The following is a 25,200-nucleotide window of genomic DNA, read 5'->3' on the forward strand; positions in this document are numbered from 1 at the left end:
TATCCGCTTCCTCGTCTCCGACGGCTGGTGGATGACCGGACAGACCATCCTGGTGAATGGCGGCTACACCACCAAGTAAGTCGAATCCGGCGACGGGCCATGGCCCGTCGCCTTATTTGACATATCGGTCCAAGGTGGTGCGTGTCATGAGCAATCGCTTCCAGTCGCTTTTCGACGCGCAGAAGGAGCATTTCTTCTCCGACGCTACGAAGAGCTATGAATGGCGGATCGATCAGCTCGATCGCATGGAGCGCCTGCTGCTCGACAACAGGCAAGCCTTATGCGCCGCGCTGTATCAGGATTTCGGCAAGCCTCCCTTCGAGCAGCTCTTCGAGATCACCGTGCCCAGCGGGGTGATCAAATATTATCGCGAGAATCTCCGCCAATTGATGGCGCCGCAGCCGGTCGCCATCCCAACGGGGCTGGAGGAAACCGGCAATAGGGGCGTCATCCACAAGGAGCCCTATGGCGTCACGCTGGTGATCGGCCCGTTCAATGCACCGATCCTGCTGCTGCTCGACCCGGCAATCGCCGCGCTGGCCGCCGGCAATCCGGTGATCCTGAAACCGGCCAATACGACTCCCGCAACGGCAGCGCTGTTCCAGCAACTCGTACCGCAGTATTTTGCCCCCGAGAACGTCACCGTGGTAACCGGCGGGCGGGACGAAATAGGCGCGCTTCTCGAACTTCCCTTCGATTTCATCTTCTTCACCGGTTCGTCGGCGGTGGGCAAGGTGGTGATGCGCGCGGCTGCCGAGCACCTGACACCCGTGCTTTTGGAACTGGGCGGGCAGAACCCCACGCTGGTCGATGAGACCGCCAATCTCGACATCGCCGCCGACAGGATCGCCTGGGGGCACAATGCGATCTCCGGCCAATGGTGCATCGCGCCGGGCTATGTCTGCGTGCATGAGAGCGTTGCCGAGGCCTTCATTGCCAGGCTCAAGGCGTCGGTGACGAGGATGTATGGCGAGGACCCGAGCAAGAGCCCGGATTTCGCCAGGATGATCAGTTCGCACGATGCCGAACGCGTGGCCTCCTACATCCTTCCCGACAAGCTCGTGCATGGCGGGCGATTCGACATCGAGGCCCGTTATGTCGAGCCGACGATCCTCTACCCCTCCACCTGGGACGATCCGGCACTGCAGCAGGAGATCTTCGGGCCGGTGCTTCCCGTCATGCCCTATCGCGACCTCAAGGCGGTCGTCGATGTCATCAAGCGCAAGCCAAAGCCCCTTGCGGCCTATGTGTTCAGCAAGAATCAGCAGGCGATCGACTATGTCCTGGGTTCCCTGTCCTTCGGAGGCGGGTGCATCAACCAGACCAATCTCCATTGCTGGATCGACAGCCTCCCCTTCGGCGGCGTCGGCAACAGCGGCACGGGCAAATATTACGGCAAGGCCGGGTTCGATGCCCTCAGCAATACCAAGGCCCTGCTGATCGGCAATCCGGATGTACTTCTCGACGTCTTCCCGCCCTATGCGGGCAAGGATATCGAAGGGAATCTGAGCGTGTTTTCGTGACGGTGCCCATGAGCTCTTCAGCCGGTGAAAAACCACATCCCCTGCTGCGCCAACGCGACGGCCAGCATGCGCGCGTGACGGCGGTGGAACTGTTTTTCGACCTCGTCTATGCCTTCGCTGCGACCCAGCTCAGCCACAAGCTGCTGGGACATCTCAATGCGCAGGGCGTCGCCGAAACCCTGGTCTTGTGGTTCGCCGTCTGGCTTGGGTGGCAATATACCTGCTGGGTGACGAACTGGTTCGACCCGGAGAGGCCAGCCATCCGCTCGCTGGTCTTCGCCGTGACCTTGCTCGGCCTCGTCATGGCCGCCGCCCTTCCCGAGGCCTTCGGTGAACGCGCATCCCTGTTCGCCGCTGCTTATGTGGCGATCCAGGTCGGCCGCACCGCCTATATCGTCTCGCGGCTGCCGGCGGATCATCCCCTGGCACCCAATTATTGGCGCATGCTGGGCTGGTTGGCGATCGCGGCCGTCTTCTGGCTCGCCGGAGCCTTCGTCTTCCCGCAATGGCGCATGACGCTGTGGCTCGTCGCGATCGCCTGCGAATATCTTTCGCCGATGTTCGGTTTCCCGCTGCCCGGCCTGGGGCGCTCCTCCACGCAAGACTGGACCATCGAAGGCGGCCATCTGGCGGAGCGCTGCCAGGCCTTCGTCATCGTCGCGCTCGGCGAAGCATTGGTCTCGACCGGGGCTACCCTGTCCGAGGCCCAGGACTGGGACGGGACCGTGCTGCTGGCCCTGCTCGCCGCCTTTCTCACCACCGTCGCGATGTGGTGGCTGTATTTCGGCACCTCGAGCGAAGATGCCACCCGCACCATCGAGCGATCGGACGATCCCGGCCGGATCGGTGCCCATTTCCACTATGTCCACGCTATCCTGATCGCGGGAATCATAGTCGGAGCAGTCGGCAATGATCTGATGCTCGCCCATCCCCTCGGCGCACCGCCCTGGGCCCACGCGGTGGCCCTGATCGCTGGACCGGTCATCTATCTCGTCGGCAGCGCGATCTACAAGAAGGTGGTCTATCGCCGCATTCCCCACTCGCATCTGATCGGAGCCGTTCTGCTGCTGGTCGTAATCGGCCTCGCACCGGTGGCGGACTTGCTGTCGATGGGCTGGATGGCCTGTGTCACCCTGCTGGCACTCGGATCGTGGGAAGGTCGATCAATGATCAAGCGACGCAATCAGAGCCGTGGCGAGGCAGCATAGAAAATGCCGAACGAGAGTTTTCGAGCTTTGCGTTTCCAATATAGATGCTGGATCAATAGAACGTCAATTCGATATACGTTAAAACTATTGAGATTAAAACACATCAATACAATCTAACATAGCGTAAATCTACAATACCACTCCATGTCTCGATGGGCACCAGAACGCAGGCGTGTATCGAGGAGGACAGGGTTGTCGCACCGCGAAAGTGCACGAAAACCGCGATCATGCGGAAGATTGTCGTTGTGGTGGATGCGCTTCTGCAGGTGTGGATGCCGGGGGCTCTTGGAGCGTTCTTTGCGATTTAGTGGAATCGTCAAGAATCGCAAAGACACGTTGAATCAAAGAGTTAGATCGGACATGGGTTTCCGTCTAAACGAGCTTTGCTCGAGGCCATGACGGAAACCGTATCGCTTTGCCGCCGGTGTCCGGATGACACCCGCAACGGGCCCGACTCGCGCCTCCTATCCATCAAGAGGAGATACACAGCAGGAAAGCGTACCACTATCGGATATGGATATTAATACTTTATATTGATCTATTTATATTGATCCATGTGCAAAAACGCACACCGAGAAACGGCATCCTTCAATATTATTCCAGATCAGGGAGTGGCTCATTCCCTAGCAGAGGATCGATAGAATTCCTCCCACGTCGGAAGAGTCAAGGAGATGCCCAAATGTCATCGACAGTGAATTACAAGCGCTTGCTTAAATATTCCTCAATCTTGTTGCCAATTTGCTTCGTGCACTCTGTCGATGCCTCGGCGCGCCCTTTGCAAGGGAACGCCTGCCATCAAGAATTGCGCCAGGTTCAGACCAAGAAATTAAAGCATTATCATTGTCCGGCAGTGCCGAAACGCACAACGACTGATTCACGTCAACTGCTGTGGTACGACCTTCTTGCATCCAGTTCTAACGAAACTGGCGGCACGGGTGGGTCGCAGGGCGGCGGCGGCAGCCATAGTGGTGGCACGGGTGGCGGTACGAGCACGGACGGCGGCACTGGTACAGGTGGCGGCACCGGCGGTGGCACTGGCACGGGTGGTGGTACCGACACGGGTGGAGGCACCGGTACGGGCGGTGGCACTGATACGGGTGGTGGCACTGGTACGGGCAGTGGTACCGGCACGGGTGGTGGCACCGGTACGGGTGGTGGCACCGGCACGGGTGGCGGCACCGGTACGGGCAGTGGTACCGGCACGGGTGGTGGCACTGGTACGGGTGGTGGCACCGGTGCGGGCGGTGGCACTGGCGCGGGTGGTGGCACCGGTACGGGCGGCGGCACTGGCACGGGTGGTGGCACCGGTACGGGTGGCGGCACTGGCACGGGTGGTGCTCACTCGGGTGGCGGCCCTGGCAATGGCAACGGCAATCAGCCAAATTCCGGAAATGGCGGCGGCAATACCAATGGCTCTGGTCCCGGCTCCGGCAATGGTGGCCAGAATAACGGCAACGGCAAGGGCAGTGGCGGCACCGGCCGGGGCGGAAAATAGCGTCACCTCCTAGCGCGGTGGACGCCCCTAATGTTCTAACCGGCCAGAATTGCCGAGGCCAATGAGGGGTTCCCCTGGGGGCATCAATCATTGACTTCGGCGATAGCTGCCAAACTGTCTTCGGCTACTTCTCGGCCGCAAAAACTCGGAGGATAAGAACGAGTTGACGGGGCTGGGAACGCCGCAGGATGCCCCCAAGGGATACCATCATCCTCAACGAATATCGGCGCGACTGAATGATCAACGCCCCTCGACTCCAAGATCATCCACTCCGTTTCGAGGCTAGGGCGGCGCGCCAAAAAGAAATGGGCCTCTTGTTGGGCCAATGCCGCGAACAAATGCGCTGTTTCGGGTGATTGGCGCAGCCTGTTCACAAATCGTAACGACGAGTTTACCGGTCAACCGAGGCTTAGCTTTACCGCCAACTCTCCCTTGAGCGACACGAATTACTGCATCGACATTCACTTAATGAATCGGCATACCGTTCCAAAGATCGAGCGCTGGGAGGGAGCGAAATGTCTGTTGGAGCCTGGGGAACTGCTGTGCGATTCGAAAGATCGAAAGGCAATGTCCAGACTGTCTCCTCGACTGAGGAAGCGGCGGCACTTCTTTTGAGAGATTGGCCGCTGTTGCACGGCAAGAAGCTCTTTTGGGCTCGAGGAATTTGTCTTGATGCATTCGTTGGCCTCAAACCTCATGAGGAAGCACGGGCGGCCTTCATCGTCGCGTGTGAGGAAGCAGGTATTCACGTAGGGCCTGGAGACATGACAATGGCTCCAGGCGGCAAAACGATCTTTCACACCTTTGACGCGCCTGTGCACAAGGAACATACTTTGGTGTTGCATCGGGGCCACCCGACGGCGGCCCTTCGGCAAACCGCTTGCATCCGCGATCAGAACAAAGCCAATCCGTGCGATCGTCGACTGCGAGCAAGGTTGCCTGCTGGCGATCCAGGCCTCGAGGCGGGTGAGTTGAAAGTCACGAAGTTCAGGTTATCGGGATGCGGCGCCAGCGGCTTCGATAGGCAGCGAGAAGCAGAATGTCGACCCGGTAGCATCACTCGCCGCCAGTATCAGATCCCCACCGTTCTGCTGGGCGATCTCTCGTGAAATGTAAAGGCCTAGACCAGAGCCAGCCACGCTTTTGCTACGACCACGATAATATTTCATGAAAATGAAGTCACGGTCGCCCGGCTCTATGCCAACCCCTTGATCGATTACATTTATGGACGCTATGCCTTGAGCGATCGACAGCTGAACCGTAACCGGATTCGATACAGCTGAGTATTTCAGCGCGTTCTGAACCAGATTTTGCACGACAACTTCCAACAGAACACGGTCACCCCTTACCATTGCCGCGTCGCCGTGAATGAAGTCGACGCGCCTCGTGGCATTGTCGTCCAGACCCGCTCTGACGGTGAGCAATATTTCGTTCAGGTCGAACACCTCTGCCTTGACAAACGGTGCCTGCCTGGCGTTCAGCCGATCGCCAGCGAGGACGTTTTCAATCAGCATGGACATTCTTTTGACGGTGCGGCCAATCGTGTCGATGCGAAGCCTGATATTGTCGGCTCCCTCCCCCACAGACGCCATCAGATTGTCAGCGGCGATTGCGATTACGGCCAGCGGGCTTCGGAACTCGTGTGACAGCATGGCCACAAAGTCCTGTTGCTGCACCAAAGCATCGTTGACGGAGTCGAGCGACTGCCTCAGCTTCGCTTCAAGCAGATGACGCCGCTCCATCTCCGCATTCAGCGATGCGTTGCTTTCCGCGAGCGCCGCAGTCCTCTCGCGTACCTTGATCGTCAGTTCGCGTTCGGCTGCCCGGGACCTCGCAATATCGCGATCCTGTTCGGCTCGCAGGCGGCGCTCGGCAAGCTGTGTGGCAACACGATCGGAGAGCAGGAGTAAAACCAGGCCGAACGCTGCCACCAGCGCCGCCGTCCAAAAATGCTGCGTGCGCATGGGTGCCAATTGCTCCAGCGAAGCCAGCGTGAACAGCTGGTACTGTGTACCAGCCAGCGGCTGATGCCGGAGCAGATAAGACTTGCCGTCGATAAGCCATTGATCGGGATGCGCCGAGCCGGCCAACGGTCGCACATCCATGGTTTGGCCCGCCTCTTCGCCGTCGTCGGGCGGCAGTACCGTACCTGGCGGGAGGAGTGCCGCCACATTGCGAAGCATGAAGGGCGCGGATGAAGTGGTGATTACTCGCCCCTGACGGTTCACGATCAGCGCAACGTGCCGACCTGTCAGGTAGGATGCTACGTCGGGCGCGTCGAACTTCACGGTGACCGAGCCCTGCGGTACGTCGTTCGAGTCATCGATGCGACTAGCCACGAAATAGGATGGGGTCTTGTTCAGGCGGGCGATGCCGAACGAAGAACCCGTACCTTTACGCAACGCCTCGACAAGATAGGAGCGTCCCGAGTAGATCATGCCGACAATGCTGTCAGGTTCCGCCCAGTTGCTTGCCGTTACCGTGTCGTCCGACATGTTGTTCATGTAAATGCGGGCGTAGCGCAGATCGCTGGCCAGCGCGTTCATGAAATCACCGACTTTGCGCACCAAGGGATCGTGCGTGAATTGGCTGGCACGCTGCGGACGCGTCAGGGCAGCAGCGCCGGGCGAATCCGTGCGATAGCGGACGGCGAGCTGGATCACGTCGGCTTGGCCTGCCACCATATTGGCCACGCTGACCATCTCGGTGAACAATCGGTCCATGACGCGCGCGGTGGTGTTCGTCTCATATTGAGCGCTGGACGCCAAGCTCTCCAGATGCTCCGTTATAAGCCGTTGTGACATCCACCAACCAAAGGTGCCCACCAACGCAACCACGCCACCGCCAAACCTAGCATCACCTTGCGCACGATCGGCACTATCGGCCGCTCGTGCAGGCTTTGCTGCTGTAACACGTCGCCCACATTGTCTCCGCTAGAAAGAGAATTTTCCAAGATAATTTCATTTATCTCAATTTTTATTATGCACTTGCTTTCAAGAACCTCGATCAAAGAGACCCATGACTTCAGATAAACAAACCTAGCCCACCGCCGTGAACCTTCCTTGTCAACGAATCTGAAATTCCCGCATCATGATACCGTTTATCATGCGATTCTTGGAATAGATTCACTCTTTCTGGTTAGAGTGATCGCACCTCCATCTATCCTACGCTCTGCTGCATCCGGATGCTTTGAAGAACCCGAATCAAGTATCGTGTAACGGTTCTCCAAGATTGCGTAGAGGCCCGCTTTCTCCGGATTAGTGCCTGCCTTCACGACCGGCTTCGACTTCAAGAATTGCTCGAACGGATAGGACTTAAAACGGATAAAGCCCGTCTGCGGTCAAACCGTACCCTTCTCGATAGTTGCCATGTCCACATCGGCTTCGCCACCAGCGACGAAAAGGCCGCGAAGCAAGCCCACTGCCGGTATTATGTTAACTTTCCGCGTATCGCCGGAAAGCGGTTTGTGCCATCTGGCGTACCAAGCGACGATACCGGCGACACCGTTCCAATCTGGCGCCCCAGCCAGGCGGTGGAGATGGGTGGCAAGACGGCCTGCCGGTCTCCCCCCATCAGCCGGTTCTGCATCAATCAGATGCAGGATCGGGGCGAGCTGGTTCTCGGCGTGAGCGCGATCGACGACCGGGCCATCGCCAGGGGCGTGGAGGTGCTGGCCCAAGTTCAGGAGAGACAGCCGATGTAAGGCGAGCGGCGGGGCTGCTAGGTATTGTCCCGCAGGATCATCGCCGCGGCTTTCTCAGCCACCATCATCGTCGGCGCATTGATGTTGCCCGACGTGACATTCGGGAAGATCGAGGCGTCGACCACACGCAATCCCCCCAATCCATGCACGCGCAAGCGGTCGTCCACGACATTCGTTCCGTCGTCCGGCCCCATGCGGCAGGTGCAGGAAGCATGAAAGACACTGCCCGAGCGGGCTCGAATATCTGCGACCAGATCGGCTTCGCTCTGCATGTTGAGGCCGGGCTTCATTTCATCGAGGATGACGGCACGCATGGCCGGCTGGTCGGCAATCCTACGGATGAGACGCACGCCTGCGAGCATTTCCTCGATATCGCCGGCCGTCGATAGATAGTTCGGCTCGATGACAGGCGCGGCCTTCGGATCCGGCGATCCGATGGCAATGGAACCCCGGCTCTCCGGCCTGCAGGGCTGGATGCCTATGAAGAAGCCGGGAAACGGATCAGGCAGGGTCAATCGGCGCACACCCGGCGTCGGCTTGCTGTAGCTGACCGGCGAAAAATAGAGCTGCATGTCCACCCGCCTGGCGCCGGGTCCGGATTTGACGAAGCCTCCCGCCTGGTTGACGCTGAGCGACAACGGCCCGTCGCGGAATAGAAGATAACGCGCGCCGAGCATCGCCCTGCCCCACCATGGACGCAGCATGGAATTGAGCGTCGGTTTACGTGAGCGATAGAGATAGTCGATGCCAAGATGATCCTGCAGGTTCTGCCCGACGGCTGCCATGTCCTTCACGACACTCTTGCCGAACTTCTCGAGCAGTGCACCGGGACCGACACCTGAATGCTGCAGCAAAGTCGGCGAGTGCACCGCGCCGGCCGACAGGATCACCTCATGCCGAGCTCGAACGACATGCTTCTGTCCGGCCTGCTCATATTCGACACCGCTCGCCCGCAGGCCATCGAACAGGATACGGGTGGCGAAAGCGCCCGTAACGACTTTCAAGTTGGGACGACTGGCAACCGGATGCAGGAACGCGGTCGCAGACGAAGCCCGAAAGCCTTTCCTGGTGGTGATCTGGTAGACCGAAACACCTTCCTGGTTCTCGCCATTGTAATCCGGCGTCCGGGCAAAACCGGCTTGCCCGGCAGCCTGCAGCCAATCCTGGCAAAGCGGGTGCACGGATGGCGCCATATCCGTGACGTGGAGTTCGCCCTTCCCGCCGCGCCAGGCATCGCCGCCGCGCTGGTACGTCTCGATCGATTTGAAATGAGGCAGGACGTCGTCCCAGCCCCAGCCGGAATTGCCCGCGCTTTTCCAATCCTCGAAGTCGTGACGCTGGCCACGGACATAGACCATCGCATTGATGGAGGACGAGCCCCCCAGGATCTTTCCGCGCGGCCAATAGCTGGTGCGTCCAGCCAGCGCGTCCTGCGGCCCGGTCTCGAACTTCCAGTTCACTTTCGGATTGTAGAAGCTATGCCCATAGCCAATCGGCATGCGGATCATGAAACGATGGTCGCTCCCGCCGGCCTCCAAGAGCAATACGCGGAATCTACCCGTGGCGGTCAGTCGATTGGCGAGTACACAGCCGGCAGATCCTGCTCCGACAATGATGAAGTCAAAATCCGCCACAATCCGCCTCCTTAGGACACGGACCGGCTTATACATTCCATCATGCGCCCAGGGCAGGAGCCATTCCGGCAATAGCGTAAAGCCATTGCCCGCCGGTGCTGAACAACCATACGCGATACCAATGCCGGATTGCCGCAAGCGGGGCGAAGATGCCTGCTGATGGTAGACATAATCGCTCGCTTATGAGACGTCTGAGCCCGGCGAGTATGCGCCTCACCAGCCTCGTGAAGTGCGTCTGCTGTGGCGACGGTCATCCTGCTTCCCCCTGCCCACCTTCTTTCGGCGACCGGGCCGATTGTCATTGGGCGGGGCCTAAGGTGTCGACCCTGCCCTGGTTTCTGCTTTCATCAGGTTTCTCCCGACAATCGAGCAACCTGCCATCCGATGCCTCCGATGGACGAAAGAAAGCACGAAGTTCATGCAGCGGGACCACGGCGTGCAATGACTTGCCAATTACGGCTTTGTCTCATACGCCAGACCTGCCGGAAACGAGGCTCAAGAACCTTGATCTCGATCATCCAGGCCTTCGCAAATCGACATGTCTGGCGTCGAGGTCGCTATGCGGCCTTTTTCTTTCTGCCCTTGCTTGGTGCAGGAGGGGGTGGCGGCGGTGCGCTATCGGCCTTCCGGCGTTGTTGGCCGAGGCCAAGTTCCTTCGCCAGACGAGAGCGAGTGGCCGAGTAGTTCGGCGCAACCATGGGGTAGTCCCCCGGCAGATCCCATTTCTCTCGATATTGTGCCGGCGTCAGACCATAGGCGGTTCGCAGATGCCGGGTCAGCGATTTGAATTTGAGACCGTCTTCCAGGCAGATGACGTAATCGGGCGTGACGGATCTCTTGATCGGAACGGCAGGTTTTGCCGGTATATCCATCTCAGTCGGCTTGGGATTGTTCAAACCGGTGAGGCTTGCGTGCACGGAGCGGATCAGATCCGCGAGGGAAGCGGTAGCGACCTGATTGTTGGAGACATAGGCCGAGACGATGTCGACGGTCAGGTCGACAAGACTGGCGTCTTCTTCGAGCATGTTCAGTCACTTTCGTTTTGTGTTGTTGTCGAAGTGAGTGCTGTTTTTCTTTACGGACGCAGCCTTGTGGACCCGATCGCTACGCCGACTCGGATTCTCAGGCAATTGCAGCTCCGTGTAAAGGTCGATCAACCGATCGTCCCAGTAATTTCCGTCATTGTTCCGAGTTTTTTGAGTTTTGTTGCAAACAATAGCGCTTGTGGATTATCGGGGCAAAGGTCGATGGCCAGGGAACATTCGATTTACATTCGGCTATTCCAAAAATGCCAAACTGCCGCCTTGGCGCACGACAAGCCGCCGCCCATCCGCCCGCCAACGACTGGCCCGACGAGGTTGCCGCCAGTCAAGCATGCCGGCATAGATCCAGCGCGCTTCCGGCAACAGCTTGCGATCGATCTCGACAAAGCCCGGGGCGTTCTCGACGCGGGCCCGTTCCACCTCACCTCGCCAAGTTGGGCTCCCTATGCTTGAGCAAATTTTAATACTTATTGAACCGTTCATGCGCTGTGATGGTTTTTCTTAATGCTCATATATACGAATCGAAATTCTGAATTGTATCCGATGCGAAATTCGGAGTAGGAATTTACCGGGAGCTTGTGACTGCCTGAAATCGTACTAGGGGATCTGGAAGTGTTCCGCTTTTGGAAAAAGTTAAAGTTACCAAAAGAGGCCCCAGTAGAGGTCAGGAAGACTACAGCATCCAGGCATGCACTCTCAGAATTTCTGGAACATACGCAAGAATTAGCTTCTTTTTATGATAGAGATTTAAGACTTACTCAATTCTCAACACGACTTTCGACTGCGCGTAGCGGCAATATGTCAGCTGGCGCGAGTCTATTTGACATCTATCCTGGCATAGCTATAGGCGAAGCGCGCAGGGCCGTGGACAAGCTACTTGCTACCCAGGCTCCCACAATTATCAAAATTGCCGCCACACGCCATCAAGAAATGGAAGTCTGGGTGTTTCCCGCTGACGACGGGATCGGCCTGATCGAGATGGCGAATTCTCCCGGGAGGGCCGCGGAGATCGAGCACAACAAACTGATGTACCAGGCCAATCATGACGTGTTGACCGGCCTGCAGAACCGGCAGCGCCTTAGTGACCGGCTCAAGGAGATCTTGACCGCCAATGACGGCCGGCATGTGCGTTCGGCGCTGCTGCAGATTGATCTTGATGACTTTAAATCGGTCAACGACACACTGGGGCACGGCACGGGCGATGCGTTACTCAAACTGGCCGCCGATCGGATACGAGGTGTGCTTCAGGAGGGCGACTCCGCTTTCCGCTATGCCGGCGACGAGTTTGCGATCATCCAGTATGGCAAGGACCCGAGCGAGGCGGAGAGTGTGGCGCAGGCGCTCGTCGACGCTTTCAAGATACCCTTCATGATCAATGAGATGCCGCTCTTCGTCGGGGCCAGCGTCGGCATCGCATTCGGCCCTCAGCATGGCACGCAAAGCGAAGAACTGATGAAGGCGGCCGACATCGCGCTCTATGCCGCAAAAGGAGAAGGGCGGGGCTGCGCTCGGACTTTCAATCGCTCGATGATGCTTTTGATCGAACAACGCGAAAGCCTCAGACGCAGCCTGCGAATGGCGCTGGATCGGCACGAACTTCTGCTTGAATACCAGCCCCTCCTCCGCGCGACGGGCCAAATCGTCGGCTTTGAAGCGCTGGTGCGTTGGGATCATCCGGAAATTGGGCGCATAACTCCCAACGTGTTCATTCCTATCGCCGAAGCGGACGGACTGATGGATGAAATCGGCCGATGGGTGCTGCAAGAAGCCTGCCGGCAGGCAATGACATGGCCGGAATCGCTTAATATCGCCGTCAACATTTCGCCGGCGCAGTTCCTCGGAGGTTCCATCACCGATATCGTGGCCCAGGTCATAGATAGCACCGGCATAAGCGCCGACAGAATAGAGATCGAAATAACAGAATCAGTTCTACTCGAACAAACCGTCGATAATTTGGATACGCTTAACACTCTTAATGTTCTAGGCGTTCGAATTTCTCTTGACGACTTCGGAACACATTACTCATCGCTGAGCTATCTCAAGAATTTTCCATTCGAGTCGCTAAAAATAGACCAGTACTTCATTCAAGATGTCGAAAGAGAGCGAAAAAGCCAGACGATCGTCCGGGCGATTATTGACATGGCGCATGGTCTGGACATGATCGTGACGGCCGAAGGGGTCGAAACGGTCATGCAAGCCCAGTGGCTGATCAACGAAGGATGTGACGTACTTCAGGGCCACTATCTCGGACAGGCCATGAGCCCGGAACGGGCTCGGAAATTTGCATCCAGGGCCTCGGCCTCCCGAAGGCGCCGCGAGCGTATCAACTGATGACAATACATTCCGTCGGGTATCGCAATAGCAGAGAGCAATATGGCGCCGAACGTCACGCATAGCGAAACATTGGATCCTGATTTTCGTATCATGGTTCACATTGATATGGAAATGGGAACCTTCATATCCAACTGGACACATTGCGATTATATCGCCACTTTTCTAGCCCGGACGATAAGCCACAATCGGCCGGATTCTGTACTATTCTCAAACTTGTTCTCTTCGGCACTTAACGAGTTGCTTGAACTCACATTCCGAAGTCGCCACGCCGGCGGCACCTTCGCCTGCAGAATCTCGCGTCAGGACACCATCGACAGGGTCGAGCTCACCTTCACGTCCACGAAGGAAGAGCAACGCTTCTTCGAGCAGGCCATTGCCCGCATCCGGGGCGGTGACGCCGAAGCCGATTACATGAGCTCGCTGTCCGGCGATCCTGGCCCCAGCCGCGACATATTGCTGGTCGAACTCGCGGTCAGCTACGGCGCAACAGTCAGTATCAACGCGCATGCCAATGACACCATCACGCTCGTCGTCGATCTCCCACTCGGGAACATGACACATTGACCGCGGTAACCTTCGCCAACAAAGCGCGATTCAAGGCGCAGTTCGACCCGAACAATCAGGAGTTTTCACTTTCCGGTACGTTGCGCCCGCAGTCCGTTGACGAGATCGCGCCAAGCCTGGCGCTGTTCAAGGACTCGATCGACCGGGTAAGCGGGATCCTCCACATCAATGTCCGGCGCCTCGGGCAGATGAACAACACCGCCTTTCACGCCTTCGCGCGGGTGATGTTGGACGCCAGCCGTGTCAGGCCGGATCTGCGGTTCGTCGTCGTGACGTCCAGTGTTGTCGGCTGGACGACGGAAAAATTTGGCCGGCTGAGCCTGATCGAGCCGGCCATCAAGGTCGAAGAGTACGACGCCGATTTCTACCCTTTTCAGAGCATTCTCGAAGAGAGCCGCTTCTTCCCGGTTCTGCGGACCCAGACCAAGATGACATGGCGCCACGAGCGCAACATCCTGCCGCGGCACGGCCTGAAGGAGAACATGGCGGTCGCGGATATCTGCTGCGGCATCGGCGACTTCGCGGCCCTCCTATACAAGGACTTCAAGCCCTCCCGCCTCCTCGCGCTCGACCATTCCAAGCCGAGCTTGGCGTACGCGCGCCAGGTGGCCGCCAGTTTTGACCTGCACGGCATCGAATATGTCTATGGCGATGCCGCGGAATTGCTGCTGGAAGACAATCTGTTCGACTTCGTTACCTGTCGGCACGCATTGCAGGTTTTCCCCAGGCCCCAAATGATCCTCAAGGAGCTCTTCCGGATCTGCAAGCCGGGCGGCCGCGTCTATGTCACCAATGAAAAGGTCTCGCATTGCGTCGGCGAGCCGCGCGGCGAGACGATCAAATGGACCTATGAACAGGCAGCCAAGGTTTGGGCCCACTTCGACATGGACATCGAATGCGGACCTAAGAGCCGACGTTACATGCTCGATTGCGGCTTCGAAAATATCAAGATGGAGACCTTCATGGTCAGCAATCTCGATGGGGATCCGCAGGATTTTGCCGATATCGTGCAAGCTTGGCAAAACGCCTTCGTCGACCAGATGTCTGCCCAGCGCGGCGACACTCCGGAATTCATGGACCGCTTCCGCCTTGGCTTTCAGGATCACATCTTTGCTGCGCTGCATCCCCGAGGCTATGCGGGTTGGCCCATCTGGGTGGCGTCCGGGACCAAGCCACAATGACGAACGGCGCTGTCTCCCCGCCATGGTACCGGCGCTTTTCTCCCAGGAGCTTTCGCGCCAAATTCATTCTGGTGGTCGGTGCGGCCGTCCTCTTCGACTTGCTGGTCGGCGGCGGCATTGCGCTGTGGAACGTGCAACGCCTGTCGCGGGACGCCGCCCAACAGGTGGGCAACGGCCTGACCAAGGCCAGCCGCGAATATCTCCAAACCTACATCGATGCGACGGCTCTGCGGGCCAACCTTCTGTTCGAGCGCGTGCATTCGGAGGTCGGCGTGCTCGCCGGGTCGATGCAGGCGATGATAGATCATCCCGAGACCGCGAAGGCAATCGGAGACACCATCGCCAAGGACCGTACTCTGTCGACGCCCCTGGTCTACAACGCGACCGGCGATTGGGTGCAAAACGTCCCTGGTGCCCCGGGCACGACCAGCATCTGGGGCTATCTGCTCGATTCCAACCATCAGCCAATACCAGCGGTCCGGGATCATGTGCGTGAAAGCGCGCTGTTCGACATTCTTGGCCCGACGTTGATGCAGACCGGATCCAAGAAACTCCAGGTCTATTATGTGGGCCCGAAGGCCCTGCCCGTGATGCGCGCCACGCCAGCATCCGAGCTTGCCCAGACCTTCGATAAGCTCTATCCCGGTCATAATAAGGCGAATTTCTGGGATTTCTTTTTCCCCGGCATCTACGATGACTGGCAGACTTGGCTGGACAAGCCGTCGAGCCAGCCACTCGATGACGTTACAACCATCACCGCTCCCTATATCGACGCGAATTCCGGCAAGCAGATCGTCTCGTTCTTTCGTCCGCTCTGGACGGCGGACCGTAAATCGGTCGCCGGCATGGCTGCGGCCGACGTCACCCTCGACCAGCTGACCGACCTCGTGCAGAGCGTGAAAGTCGCCGACACCGGCTTCGGTTTTCTGGCCATGTCGAATGGTAACGTCGTTGCCGTGAATTCGGCCGGCGAGAAGACGCTTGGCGTGGTCACCGCCAGCGATGCGGCTGGACAGGGCGTCACCGGCCTGGACCGCTCGTTGAAGAAGAGCGACCAGCCGGCGATCGTCGCCTTGAGCATGCCTACAGACGACAAGCCGGATATCCAGCACATTGTGCTTAAGCAGAATGGCGAGGATGTCCCCTACATCGCCGTCCTCAAACAGCTCGCGCCCACCAATTTGTGGAACAACGGGCCGATCGTCAAAGAAACGATGACGCTCGGTTTTCTGGTGCCGGAACGCGAGATCTATGCCTCGCTGATCGCGGCGCAGTCCGACATCTCGAGCGCGACCAACCGCATCCTCAAATATCAGATCCTGACGGTACTGGTCAGTCTGTTCGTGGTGTTCGTCGCGATCTTCGGCATTTCGAAGCGGATCACGGCGGGCCTCAGCGCGCTGGCCGCAGGAGCCCGCCAGTTGCAATCCAAGGACTACTCGGTACGCGTTGACATCCCCACCAAGGATGAAGTCGGCGAGGTCGGCGTTGCCTTCAATCGCATGGCGGAGGAAATCCGCTACCACACCGAGAACCTCGAGCAGCTCGTCGAGGATCGTACCCGCGACCTGGAGAATGCCAACTCGGAGATCTCATCGCTCAACGAACAGCTGCGCAGCGAAAACCTGCGGCTCGGTGCCGAACTCGACGTGGCTCGCCAGATCCAGAGAATGGTGCTCCCCAAGGAGCGTGAGCTGTCTGCAATGCCGGGGGTCGAGATTGCAGCTTACATGCGGCCAGCAGACGAGGTTGGGGGCGACTATTACGATGTCTTGCGAGACGGGCAGAAGCTCAAGGTCGGCATTGGCGACGTCACCGGCCACGGCCTGGAAAGTGGCGTTCTAATGCTGATGGTGCAGTCGGTTGCACGCGCGCTGCAGGAAACAGGCGAGAACAATCCCACGCAGTTCCTTGACCGACTCAATCGGGCGATATTCAAGAACCTCGAGCGAACCAATTCGGACAAGCATCTGTCCCTCTCCTTTCTGGACTATGAGGATGGTAAGCTGACGCTGTCGGGCCAACACGAGGAAGTTGTGGTGGTGCGGGCCGGTGGCGGGGTTGAACGCATCGACACGATCGATTTGGGGTTTCCGATTGGGCTCGAAAAGGACATTTCGCCTTTCGTCGCTACCCGCAACATAGCCTTCGCAAGTGGCGACGTGGTTGTATTGCATACCGACGGCGTCACCGAGGCTGAGGGGAGAAAGGGCGAACTATTCGGCTTGGATCGACTTGTCGAAAGCGCACGCCAGCGTCATGGCTCGAGCGCTGAGGAAATAAAGAACGGAATTATCCAGGATCTGATGGACTACATTGGAACCAGTAAGATCCACGACGACATAACACTCGTCGTTATAAGGCATAGGTAGCATCATGACCACTTTGTACGGATCGAAAGACATTGTGATCGATATGGATGAGCGTATCAGCCGCGTGAGTCTATTCGATGGTCCCCTGGACCTGCGATGGCACCATTGCGCAACGACATCGGACTTCATCGCCGACATATTCGCCCTGCCGTTCCGGACCTCGCGCAACGATTATCGCGCAGTCCGGCACAATATCGGTTACCTCGTCAACGAACTGATCGAAAATGCGGTCAAGTTCCACGAACCTGGCGAGATCAGGGTCGAGGCGGCAATGGATACCGATGCCTTTAAAGTGAAGGTTTCCAATATGGTCAGTTCCGACACGGCCTCGCTGTTCCAGGCACTCCTGGCCGAAATCACCGTCGGTGATCCAGGTGACCTGCTCATCGAACGCATCGAAGCCAATGCAGCACATCCGGAGACATCTGGGTCGGGTTTGGGATTGCTGACTCTGATGAATGACTATGGCGCACGCCTGGCATGGACTTTCAATCCCGCCGAAGATGGCAGTCGCGTGCATGTCGGAACATTCGCCACCCTTCCCGTCACTCAGTTGCAACAGTGAACCATGAAGCCCAATATTGAGATTACGACTGACGAATATCGAGTCTGGGTCGAAGACAATGTCATCCATTTCGATGGCACAATGCGACTGTCGGGAACAGATGCATACGCCCCGATCATGACGCTCATGACTGACGTCCTGACAGCCGGGCCGCCTACGATCATACTCGATTTGAAGGATCTTGAGTTCCTCAACTCTTCGGGAATCAATCTATTGGCGAAATTTACAATCGAGGTGCGCAAGCACCCAAACGTAGCTCTCATCGTGCGCGGCAGCTCCGAGATTCCGTGGCAAAGCAAGTCGCTGCCGAACCTAAAGAAGCTGCATCAAGCCATCTCTCTGCAGATCGTTTGATCAGCTCGGCCAAGGCAATTCGATGGCGAGAGGGTTTAGGTAGTCCGTAAGAGATTTCTGTAGCCTACGGCCAGAGCCTGCGCGACTTGAAAGAGATGGTGGCGGAACGCGGCACCGGTGTCGATCACTCGACGATCCATCTCTGGTCATTGCCAAAAGATTGCATGCGCCGGCATCCTGGCATTACTTTCAGCCATGCGAACGAAGCTTGAGTCAGGGTGGACTTCATTCTGGTTTTGTCGACCGAAGGACATGAGATGCCACTATCGGACAACGATGGATTGTTCCCGCAAATATCCGTTTCGTCAGTCCGTTCAGCGCCCCGACATCCCTTGGCGTCCGAGGTTGAAGGCGGAGCCAGGCATTGGCCCGAACAAGCTCCCCCGCCTACCGCCATCTTGGACATCCTGAAGTGCCCGGCATGCGTCCTCGATCGGACCGGCAACATCGTGCATCTCAATTCCGCATGGCGTGAGCGGGTTGGCCTTGTCGACGTGAAAGCACGCATTGCCTGGACCCGCCTGATCCATTCGGAAGACATGGAGGTTGCGTACGCTAGGTTTCAGTCAGTTGCCACGCCGGGGAACCTGGACGGCTTCGAATGCAGGCTTCTGGACGGCAATGGAAATGCGCACTGGTTTCTTCTCAACCTGCACCCGATGGACGAAGGGGCGGCCGGCAAAGGGGCTTGGTTGGACTTGCTCCGTGATTTTGGAGAGCGTTTTCGAGTTTACGCGGCCAGCCTCTCGAACGGAAGTGGGCTGATGAAGTTGAGCGCCGAATGGCGCCGGACGGGATTGTAGAAGCTGTCGATATAGCGGCCGATTGCGGCGGTCGCCTCGGCGCGGGTCTGGAAGGCGGTGCGCCAGACGAGTTCGCTCTTGAGCGTTTTGAAGAAGGTCTCGACCATGGCGTTGTCAAAGCAGTTTCCCTTGCCCGACATCGAGATCAGGACGCGGTACTTCCTCAGCTCCGCCTGATAGTCGAGGGAGCAGTATTGGCTGCCGCGATCTGCGTGGTGAATCAGCCCGGCGGCAGGACGCCGCACGGCAATGGCTAGGCGCAGGGCCGACAACGCCAGTTCCTTGTGGAGCCTATTGGCGTGGTGGCCCGATCCAGACCAGCGCGCTCTCCGGCGTCGACATGGCCTTGTGGGACATTCGCGGCAAGATCCACAACCGCTCCGTCAGTTCGCTGCTGGGCGGCCCCGTCCGTGACCGCATCAAGGCTTACGCCAATCTCGGCCTGTCGACCTCGCCTGGGGAGTTCCGCGAGCGGGTTCACGTTGCCCTCGGCATGGGCTTCAAGGCCGTCAAGATCTACCCCCTGCCCAATGTCGCGCCGACGGAAGGCCGAGCCGCCATCCGCCAGATTGTGGCATGCTGCGAGGCAGTCCGCGACGTTCTCGGCGACGAACTCGACTTCGCCATCGACATGCATGGCAAGCCGAGCGCTTCACTGGCCATTGCCATCGAGGCAGCCGTGCGCCACACCGGGCCGCTGTGGATCGAGGAACCGGTACCCGCCGAATCCAACGAGGCCCTGGAGCGGCTTTCCCAGCATTCGGTCACGCCGATCGGGGTCGGCGAGAGACTGTTCACCCGCTGGGCCTTTCGGCCCATCCTCGAGAATGAATGGGCTGGGATCATTCAGCCCGATGTCGCCAATGCCGGCGGCATCAGCGAAATGGTACGCATCGCGGCACTGGCCGAAATGTATGGCGTGACCTTCGCACCGCACAATCCCAACGGACCCGTTCAGGCCTCCGCCAGTCTCGCCGTCGCTGCTTACGCCCAGAACTTCGCCATGCTGGAAACGCGCCACACCAACCTGGAATGGACCGGCAGGCTCAGCAGCTATGTGCCCCGCGTCGACAAGGATGGCTATCTCTCGATGCCCGGCGGCATCGGACTTGGCGTCGAGATCGACGAGGGCTTCCTCAGGAGCCAGAACACCGGCCAATGGATCCCGGAGGCCTTCCGGGCCGATGGGTCGATCGCAGATTGGTAGCGCCGTGACACAGTCCCAGCCCCTTCTCGAAGCCCGCAACGTCATCAAGCGCTTCGGCGGAATCGGATGGGCACAGAATGATTTCAGCACCTTGTTCGGTCAGAGATGCCGAGCATTCCGGGATTTCGGCCTCGTAGCAGATGTTCACGCCGATCTTGGCAAAAGGAAGCTGGCAAATCTCCATCTTGTCGCCTTCGGAGGTCGACCAGTTTGCTTCGGCCGGAAAGATGTGCGTTTTGGCATGCTTGAAGATCGAGCCATCCGGTCCGAACAGATGGGCAATGTTCTCGAAGCGGTCGCCAACCTGCAGCAAATGCGACCCGCCAAGGATATATTGGCCGCGCCTCCTCGGCGAAGAGGGCGTTGTAGTCTTCTGTGAATTCATCGATGCGGATGAGCTCAGAAATCGGAAGCTTTTGCCAATCTTTGTATGTGGTGAACAGTTCAATCGTAAAGAGCTCTGGAAGCAGAACGATATCTGAGCCATTCGCTTGATCGAGTAAGGCGCGTACACGCGATCGGAATTCTTCGAATCCGGAAATCGGTCGGACGAGATACTGACATGCGGAGATTGTTACGTTACGTGTCAAGGGTTACCTCCCTGCGCTGCTACAGGCCGTCATTGGTTTTGCGGAGGGTGAGGCAAACGACGTCAGGCCTCCATACGCAAAAATGCGTAGGAAGGGAGGCGATGGGCCATTGGATGAATGGATCTTACCGACGAGAGGGCGATGTGGGCGGTCCAGGATTTTGGTCAGCCGCTCGACGTCGCCGGCTTCGGGGAGCATGCCGCGGTTGACATAGCATTCGGCCATCAGGCGCACCTCGTAGGCCGCCCATTTCGGCATGAAGCCAGCCATGCTCTGCTCGAACCCGCTGGGAGCGCACCTACCAGGAGTTGACCGGCGAGACCGCGCAAAACCTGCCGCCAGGGGGTTCAGGGTGGCCACTCCCGGCGGTCCCTTCCTATTCGGCAGCCCTTACCGCACGCAGCTTCATGCCTTCATCCGAGGGGGATGACATATCGATCTCATCTCTAGTCGGTTTGATCCGGAACCAAGCCGCATAGAGGGCAGGCAGGAAGAGCAAGATCAACACCGTACCGACCGCCGTGCCGCCGATCAGCGTATAGGCCATCGATCCCCAGAAGACGGAGTGCGTGAGTGGGATGAAGGCAAGCACAGCGGCAAGGGCCGTTAGGATCACGGGCCGTGTGCGCTGCACCGTGGCTTCGATGACAGCATGATAGTCATCAAGTCCTGCCGCGCGGTTCTCCTTGATTTGTTCGGTGAGGATGAGGGTATTGCGCATCAGGATGCCGGCCAATCCAATCAGGCCGAGAATGGCGTTGAACCCGAAGGGCTGGTTGAAGACGAGCAGCGCCGGCACCACGCCGACCAGGCCGAGCGGCGCCGTCAGCAAGACCATCGCCATCATCGCGAAGGAGCGCACCTGCAGCATGATGATGATCAGCGTGGCAGCGATCATGACCGGAAAGATCTTCGCCAGCGCGGCGTTGGCCTTGCTCGCCTCCTCGATCGATCCGCCCATTTCGATGCGATAGCCGGACGGAAGGGAGGCGATCAGCGGCTGCAGGGCCTGCATGACCTGCTTGGAGACCTCCGGAGGTTGCGTGGCCTCGTTGATGTCCGAGCGGACCGTGATGACCGGCATACGATCGCGGCGCTTGAGGATCGGCTCTTCCAGACGGATTTCCGAATGCCCGATCTGGTCGAGAGGAATTGCTCGTCCGTCGCGTGTCGTGAGCGAGAAATCCGCAAGACGCGCTGGGTCCAGCCTTTCAGACCCGGCGCTCCGGGCCACGATGGGAACGTTGCGGATGTCCTCACGGACTTGCGTGACGGGAATGCCGGTGAGGAGGAACTGAAGTTGCTGGCCGACCTCCGCCGGTGACAGGCCGATGAGGTTCAGCCGATCCTGATCGGGGACGAAGCGCAGCACGGGCGTACGATTGCCCCAGTCGCGGTTTGCCTCTCGCACATCAGGCACGGTCCGCATGATTTCGAGCGCCTTTTCCGAAATAGCGTAGAGCTGCGCGGGATCGGGCCCGATGATCCGGAACTCGACCGGAAAGATCGAGGGGGGGCCGAAGACGAACTGGGTGACGCGCACATAGGCCTCGGGCGCGAGCCCCTGTGCCACTGCCTGCCGAAGCCGGCGCTTCAGGTGCTCGCGCTCCTCGGCATCCGGTGTCAGTACAACGATCTTGGCGAAGGCAGGATCAGGCAGCTCGGGCGACAGCGCCAGGAAGAACCTCGGAGCACCCTGGCCGACATAACTCGTAACAATCTTGGCCTCCGGCTGTTCACGCAGCCATTGTTCGAGTTTTTCGACGGCAGCGGTGGTGGTCTCGATGCTGGTACCTTCCGGCAGGCGAACCTCCACCAGCACCTCGGGCCGGTCGGATGTCGGGAAGAACTGTTGCTTGACGGCGCCCATGCCGAAGCCCGCAAGCAGAAATGCAATGCCGACGATGGCGCAGGTCAGGAATTTATGGCGCACGGCGGCGGCTATCAACCTTCGCAGACGCCGATAGTTCGGCGAACCATAGATCGCATGATGGCCGCCTGCGACCGGTTTGATCTCGGGCAGCATCTTGACGCCGAGATAAGGCGTAATGGTTACTGCGACGACCCAGGAGACGATAAGAGCGAAGCCGACGACCCAGAAGATGTTGCCCGCATATTCGCCGGCCGTCGAGGGCGCGAAGCCGACCGGCAGGAAACCCGCGATCGTCACCAGTGTACCGGACAGCATCGGCGCCGCCGTGTGGCTCCAGGCATAGGCGGCCGCCTTGATGCGGTCCATGCCCTCTTCCATCTTCACCACCATCGCCTCGATGGCGATGATGGCGTCATCGACGAGAAGGCCGAGCGCCAGGATGAGCGCGCCCAGCGTGATGCGGTCGAAAAACCGGCCGGTCTCCAGCATGATGAGGAAGACGACGGCGAGCGTCAGGGGCACGGCAGCGGCGACCACGATACCAACGCGCCAACCCAGGCTGACGAGGCTCACGAGCAGCACCACACCGAGCGCCATCGCGAACTTCATCATGAACTCGTCGACCGCCGAGCTGATGTTGACGGCCTGGTCGGTCACCTTGTCGAGCGTCATGCCGAGCGGCAGGGTCCGTGCGATAGCCGCCGTCCTCTCCTCCAGCGCCTTGCCGAGTGCCAAGCCGTTCCAGCCCTCCTGCATGACCGCCGCGAGCATCACGGCGGGTTCTTCCTGATGGCGGATGAGGTAGCCGGGAGGATCCTCATAGCCACGGCGGACCGCGGCGACATCGGAAAGCTTCAGTGTTCGCCCCGCGGCGATGATCGGCGTGTCGGCGATCGCCCGGACACTGTCATAGGCACCATCGATCCGGATGAAGACCTGCGGCCCCCGCGTATCGATCGAGCCCGCCGGGGTAACGGTGTTCTGCCGCTGCAAGGCGGCAACAATGTCCCGTGCCGATACGCCGAGAGTCGCCAGCTTGGCGTAGGAGAATTCGACGAATATCTGCTCGGGACGCTCACCGAGAATATTGATCTTCTTGACACCGGGCACGTGCAGAAGGTCCTGGCGGAGCACCTCGGCCTGCCGGGCCAGTTCGCGCATCGGCATGCCCTTGGCCTTGAGCGCATAGAGCGCGAAGCTCACGTCCGAATACTCGTCATTGACGAAGGGGCCGTAGACGCCGGAGGGCAGGTTGCGGGCTTCGTCTGCAAGCTTCTTGCGCGCCTGGTAGAACTCCTCCTGCACGGCGGATGGCGGTGTGCTGTCCTTCAGCGTGACCGTCATATAGGCGTAGCCCGGCCGCGTGGTCGTCTCGACCCGATCGTACCAGGTCAGTTCCTGAATCCGCTTCTCCAACGGCTCCGTGACGAGATCCTGCATCTCGCGCGCCGTTGCGCCCGGCCATGCCGTCGTGACCGTGAGGGTCTTGATGGTAAAGTTCGGGTCCTCCGCCCGTCCCAGCATGAGGAAAGCGTAGGCACCGCCGGCCACCAGCAGCAGAATGGAGAACAAGGTGACCGCCCTCTCGCGAACGGCGATCGCGGAAAGATTGAGGCTCATCAGTTGCCTCCATTTTGAGAAGCGGTGCGGACGCGAACGCCTTCCTGCAGAAGATGAGCGCCGAGCGAAACGACCGGATCCCCCGAGTTCACTCCGGAGATCATGGCGGTTTCGCTGGTCACGCGCACAAGCTTGACAGGGCGAAAGTGCACGGTCGAAGTGGCACGGTCCAAGACCCAGACACCAGTCTTGCTGCCATCATCGAGCACGGCACCAAGCGGCACCTCGGCTTCCGGCTGGCTCGCCTGGCTTGCAAGCCGAACGGTTACCGTCGCGCCGAGTGGTGCGGCAGCGGCCTCGCCGTCGAGCACATAACGGGCCTCGTAGGTGCGAGTCAGGGCATCGGCTGCATCGGACAACTGCCGCAGATGGGCGGCATAGCGCCTTCCATCGGCTCCATACAAGCCCGCCTCGGCCACCGAGCCGATCGCCGGCCGGATTGTTTCAGGGAGTGCCACCACGGCTTCGCGCGGGCCGGCCTCTGCGATCCGGACCACGGCCTGGCCGGCGGATACGACCTGTCCCGGCTCGCCCAGTGTTTCGATCACCATTCCATCCGCATCTGCGACCAGTACGGAGTAGGTCGCCTCGTTCTCTGCAACCTTCGCTTCCGCTTCTGCCGCAGCCAGCTGGGCCGTGGCTGTGTCCAATGCCGCCTTCGCCTGTTCGTAACGCTGCGGGGTTGTGGCCAGCCCACTCTTCACAAGCGCCGCATATCGCTTCTCGTCCGCACTTGCCTGAACCAACACCGCGCGTGCTGCCGCAACAGCGTTGCGCTTTGCCGTCAATGCAAGGCGAAGGTCCGTTTCGTCGATCCGCATCAGAGGCTGACCGGCCTTCACCTGCTGTCCCGTATTTACCAGCCGTTCCAGGATTTTGCCGGCAACGCGAAAACCGAGATTGCTCTGCACCCTAGCGCCGATGAGACCGGTAAAGCTGCGCTCGCTGTCGACCACGGCGCCCGCCGCCGTCACCCTGACCAGAGGCGGCGCCTGCCGCGGGTCGATCTCGGCCGAAGCCCGGTGAGGACGTGCGACAAGCACGAAGAACCCGGCCGCGGCGACTACTGCGATCAGGGCGCTTCCTCCCAGCAGAATGGGTTTGAGTTTCATGTCCGTGCCCTCATCGAGA

General features: G+C 59.2%; 20 protein-coding genes and 2 pseudogenes. 13 read left to right on the forward strand and 9 right to left on the reverse strand.

Annotated elements, in window-relative coordinates; all coding sequences use genetic code 11:
- Nucleotides 1–146: 146 nt before the first annotated feature.
- On the forward strand, nt 147–1,523 hold the full coding sequence (locus tag U1R88_RS32080) for an aldehyde dehydrogenase family protein (protein WP_322434961.1): 1,377 nt from the start codon (nt 147–149) through the stop codon (nt 1,521–1,523).
- Nucleotides 1,524–1,531: 8 nt separating this feature from the next.
- Nucleotides 1,532–2,731, forward strand: coding sequence for a low temperature requirement protein A (locus U1R88_RS32085; protein ID WP_322434962.1), 1,200 nt, complete (start codon nt 1,532–1,534; stop codon nt 2,729–2,731).
- 874 nt (nt 2,732–3,605) lie between these two features.
- Here the strand turns inward: U1R88_RS32085 and U1R88_RS32090 are convergent.
- Nucleotides 3,606–4,232 carry a hypothetical protein gene (locus U1R88_RS32090; RefSeq protein WP_322434963.1) on the reverse strand — a complete coding sequence of 209 codons (627 nt, stop codon included), beginning with the start codon at nt 4,230–4,232 and terminating at the stop codon, nt 3,606–3,608.
- A gap of 509 nt (nt 4,233–4,741) precedes the next feature.
- On the opposite strand from U1R88_RS32090, the gene U1R88_RS35750 reads away from it, so the two are divergent.
- Complete coding sequence (locus U1R88_RS35750; protein ID WP_425545514.1) at nt 4,742–5,335, forward strand: DUF982 domain-containing protein; 594 nt, start codon at nt 4,742–4,744, stop codon at nt 5,333–5,335.
- On the opposite strand, the gene U1R88_RS32095 is transcribed toward U1R88_RS35750, so the two are convergent.
- Nucleotides 5,219–6,994, reverse strand: a complete 1,776-nt coding sequence (locus U1R88_RS32095; RefSeq protein WP_322434964.1) for a sensor histidine kinase — start codon at nt 6,992–6,994, stop codon at nt 5,219–5,221. The genes U1R88_RS35750 and U1R88_RS32095 overlap by 117 nt on opposite strands.
- 698 nt (nt 6,995–7,692) lie before the next feature.
- On the opposite strand from U1R88_RS32095, the gene U1R88_RS32100 reads away from it, so the two are divergent.
- Complete coding sequence (locus U1R88_RS32100) at nt 7,693–7,929, forward strand: hypothetical protein (protein WP_322434965.1); 237 nt, start codon at nt 7,693–7,695, stop codon at nt 7,927–7,929.
- Nucleotides 7,930–7,946: 17 nt separating this feature from the next.
- On the opposite strand, the gene U1R88_RS32105 is transcribed toward U1R88_RS32100, so the two are convergent.
- From U1R88_RS32105 to U1R88_RS32115, 3 genes are all read right to left on the reverse strand, one after another.
- Nucleotides 7,947–9,563 carry a GMC family oxidoreductase gene (locus tag U1R88_RS32105; RefSeq protein ID WP_322434966.1) on the reverse strand — a complete coding sequence of 539 codons (1,617 nt, stop codon included), beginning with the start codon at nt 9,561–9,563 and terminating at the stop codon, nt 7,947–7,949.
- 557 nt (nt 9,564–10,120) lie between these two features.
- On the reverse strand, nt 10,121–10,588 hold the full coding sequence (locus U1R88_RS32110; protein ID WP_322434967.1) for a Ros/MucR family transcriptional regulator: 468 nt from the start codon (nt 10,586–10,588) through the stop codon (nt 10,121–10,123).
- Between the two features lie 252 nt (nt 10,589–10,840).
- The gene (locus U1R88_RS32115; protein ID WP_322434968.1) at nt 10,841–11,026 is read right to left on the reverse strand and encodes a hypothetical protein; all 186 of its coding nucleotides are present in this window, start codon (nt 11,024–11,026) and stop codon (nt 10,841–10,843) included.
- 444 nt (nt 11,027–11,470) lie between these two features.
- On the opposite strand from U1R88_RS32115, the gene U1R88_RS32120 reads away from it, so the two are divergent.
- The 8 genes and pseudogenes from U1R88_RS32120 (at nt 11,471) to U1R88_RS35755 (ending at nt 18,779) form a co-directional block, all read left to right on the forward strand.
- Nucleotides 11,471–12,937 (forward strand): putative bifunctional diguanylate cyclase/phosphodiesterase, encoded by a 1,467-nt coding sequence (locus U1R88_RS32120; protein WP_322434969.1) that lies wholly within the window; start codon nt 11,471–11,473, stop codon nt 12,935–12,937.
- Nucleotides 12,938–12,979: 42 nt separating this feature from the next.
- On the forward strand, nt 12,980–13,504 hold the full coding sequence (locus U1R88_RS32125; protein WP_322434970.1) for a ubiquinone biosynthesis methyltransferase UbiE: 525 nt from the start codon (nt 12,980–12,982) through the stop codon (nt 13,502–13,504).
- Nucleotides 13,501–14,685 carry a class I SAM-dependent methyltransferase gene (locus U1R88_RS32130; RefSeq protein WP_322434971.1) on the forward strand — a complete coding sequence of 395 codons (1,185 nt, stop codon included), beginning with the start codon at nt 13,501–13,503 and terminating at the stop codon, nt 14,683–14,685. Before U1R88_RS32125 ends, U1R88_RS32130 begins: the two co-directional genes overlap by 4 nt.
- Nucleotides 14,682–17,057 carry a SpoIIE family protein phosphatase gene (locus tag U1R88_RS32135; RefSeq protein ID WP_322434972.1) on the forward strand — a complete coding sequence of 792 codons (2,376 nt, stop codon included), beginning with the start codon at nt 14,682–14,684 and terminating at the stop codon, nt 17,055–17,057. The genes U1R88_RS32130 and U1R88_RS32135 overlap by 4 nt, the downstream gene beginning before the upstream one ends.
- Nucleotides 17,058–17,061: 4 nt before the next feature.
- Nucleotides 17,062–17,622 (forward strand): slr1658 superfamily regulator, encoded by a 561-nt coding sequence (locus tag U1R88_RS32140; RefSeq protein WP_068284476.1) that lies wholly within the window; start codon nt 17,062–17,064, stop codon nt 17,620–17,622.
- A 15-nt stretch (nt 17,623–17,637) separates the two neighbouring features.
- Entirely contained in the window at nt 17,638–17,976 is a 339-nt protein-coding gene (locus tag U1R88_RS32145) for a slr1659 superfamily regulator (protein ID WP_322435019.1), read from the forward strand.
- Nucleotides 17,977–18,029: 53 nt separating this feature from the next.
- Nucleotides 18,030–18,122: pseudogene (locus U1R88_RS32150) on the forward strand (IS6 family transposase); the annotation flags it as partial.
- Nucleotides 18,123–18,233: 111 nt separating this feature from the next.
- Entirely contained in the window at nt 18,234–18,779 is a 546-nt protein-coding gene (locus U1R88_RS35755) for a PAS domain-containing protein (protein ID WP_425545515.1), read from the forward strand.
- Here U1R88_RS35755 and U1R88_RS32155 read toward each other — a convergent pair.
- Nucleotides 18,707–19,075: pseudogene (locus tag U1R88_RS32155) on the reverse strand (integrase core domain-containing protein); the annotation flags it as partial. The gene U1R88_RS35755 and the pseudogene U1R88_RS32155 sit on opposite strands and share 73 nt — an antisense overlap.
- Nucleotides 19,076–19,119: 44 nt before the next feature.
- Between U1R88_RS32155 and U1R88_RS32160 the strand changes: the two are divergent.
- Nucleotides 19,120–19,986: a mandelate racemase/muconate lactonizing enzyme family protein gene (locus tag U1R88_RS32160; RefSeq protein ID WP_322434973.1), complete on the forward strand. Its 867-nt coding sequence runs from the start codon at nt 19,120–19,122 to the stop codon at nt 19,984–19,986.
- Here the strand turns inward: U1R88_RS32160 and U1R88_RS32165 are convergent.
- The 3 genes from U1R88_RS32165 to U1R88_RS32180 all read right to left on the reverse strand — a co-directional run bounded on the left by U1R88_RS32165 (nt 19,916) and on the right by U1R88_RS32180 (nt 25,181).
- Nucleotides 19,916–20,473: a nitrilase-related carbon-nitrogen hydrolase gene (locus tag U1R88_RS32165; protein WP_322434974.1), complete on the reverse strand. Its 558-nt coding sequence runs from the start codon at nt 20,471–20,473 to the stop codon at nt 19,916–19,918. The two genes, U1R88_RS32160 and U1R88_RS32165, sit on opposite strands and share 71 nt — an antisense overlap.
- A gap of 479 nt (nt 20,474–20,952) precedes the next feature.
- Complete coding sequence (locus U1R88_RS32175) at nt 20,953–24,069, reverse strand: efflux RND transporter permease subunit (RefSeq protein ID WP_322434975.1); 3,117 nt, start codon at nt 24,067–24,069, stop codon at nt 20,953–20,955.
- A complete protein-coding gene (locus tag U1R88_RS32180; protein WP_322434976.1) occupies nt 24,069–25,181 on the reverse strand; it encodes an efflux RND transporter periplasmic adaptor subunit in 1,113 nt (370 codons plus the stop codon). The genes U1R88_RS32175 and U1R88_RS32180 overlap by 1 nt, the downstream gene beginning before the upstream one ends.
- Nucleotides 25,182–25,200: the final 19 nt, after the last annotated feature.

Origin of the sequence: Labrys sedimenti (assembly GCF_034424805.1) — a bacterium.
GTDB lineage: Bacteria > Pseudomonadota > Alphaproteobacteria > Rhizobiales > Labraceae > Labrys > Labrys sedimenti.

Coding starts and splice junctions, on each gene's coding strand:
- U1R88_RS32080 (WP_322434961.1), top strand. CDS start 147: ATGAGCAATCGCTTCCAGTCGCTTTTCGACGCGCAGAAGGAGCATTTC.
- U1R88_RS32085 (WP_322434962.1), top strand. CDS start 1,532: ATGAGCTCTTCAGCCGGTGAAAAACCACATCCCCTGCTGCGCCAACGC.
- U1R88_RS35750 (WP_425545514.1), top strand. CDS start 4,742: ATGTCTGTTGGAGCCTGGGGAACTGCTGTGCGATTCGAAAGATCGAAA.
- U1R88_RS32110 (WP_322434967.1), bottom strand. CDS start 10,588: ATGCTCGAAGAAGACGCCAGTCTTGTCGACCTGACCGTCGACATCGTC.
- U1R88_RS32125 (WP_322434970.1), top strand. CDS start 12,980: ATGGCGCCGAACGTCACGCATAGCGAAACATTGGATCCTGATTTTCGT.
- U1R88_RS32135 (WP_322434972.1), top strand. CDS start 14,682: ATGACGAACGGCGCTGTCTCCCCGCCATGGTACCGGCGCTTTTCTCCC.
- U1R88_RS32140 (WP_068284476.1), top strand. CDS start 17,062: ATGACCACTTTGTACGGATCGAAAGACATTGTGATCGATATGGATGAG.
- U1R88_RS35755 (WP_425545515.1), top strand. CDS start 18,234: ATGCCACTATCGGACAACGATGGATTGTTCCCGCAAATATCCGTTTCG.
- U1R88_RS32160 (WP_322434973.1), top strand. CDS start 19,120: ATGGCCTTGTGGGACATTCGCGGCAAGATCCACAACCGCTCCGTCAGT.
- U1R88_RS32165 (WP_322434974.1), bottom strand. CDS start 20,473: ATGGCTCAGATATCGTTCTGCTTCCAGAGCTCTTTACGATTGAACTGT.
- U1R88_RS32175 (WP_322434975.1), bottom strand. CDS start 24,069: ATGAGCCTCAATCTTTCCGCGATCGCCGTTCGCGAGAGGGCGGTCACC.
- U1R88_RS32180 (WP_322434976.1), bottom strand. CDS start 25,181: ATGAAACTCAAACCCATTCTGCTGGGAGGAAGCGCCCTGATCGCAGTA.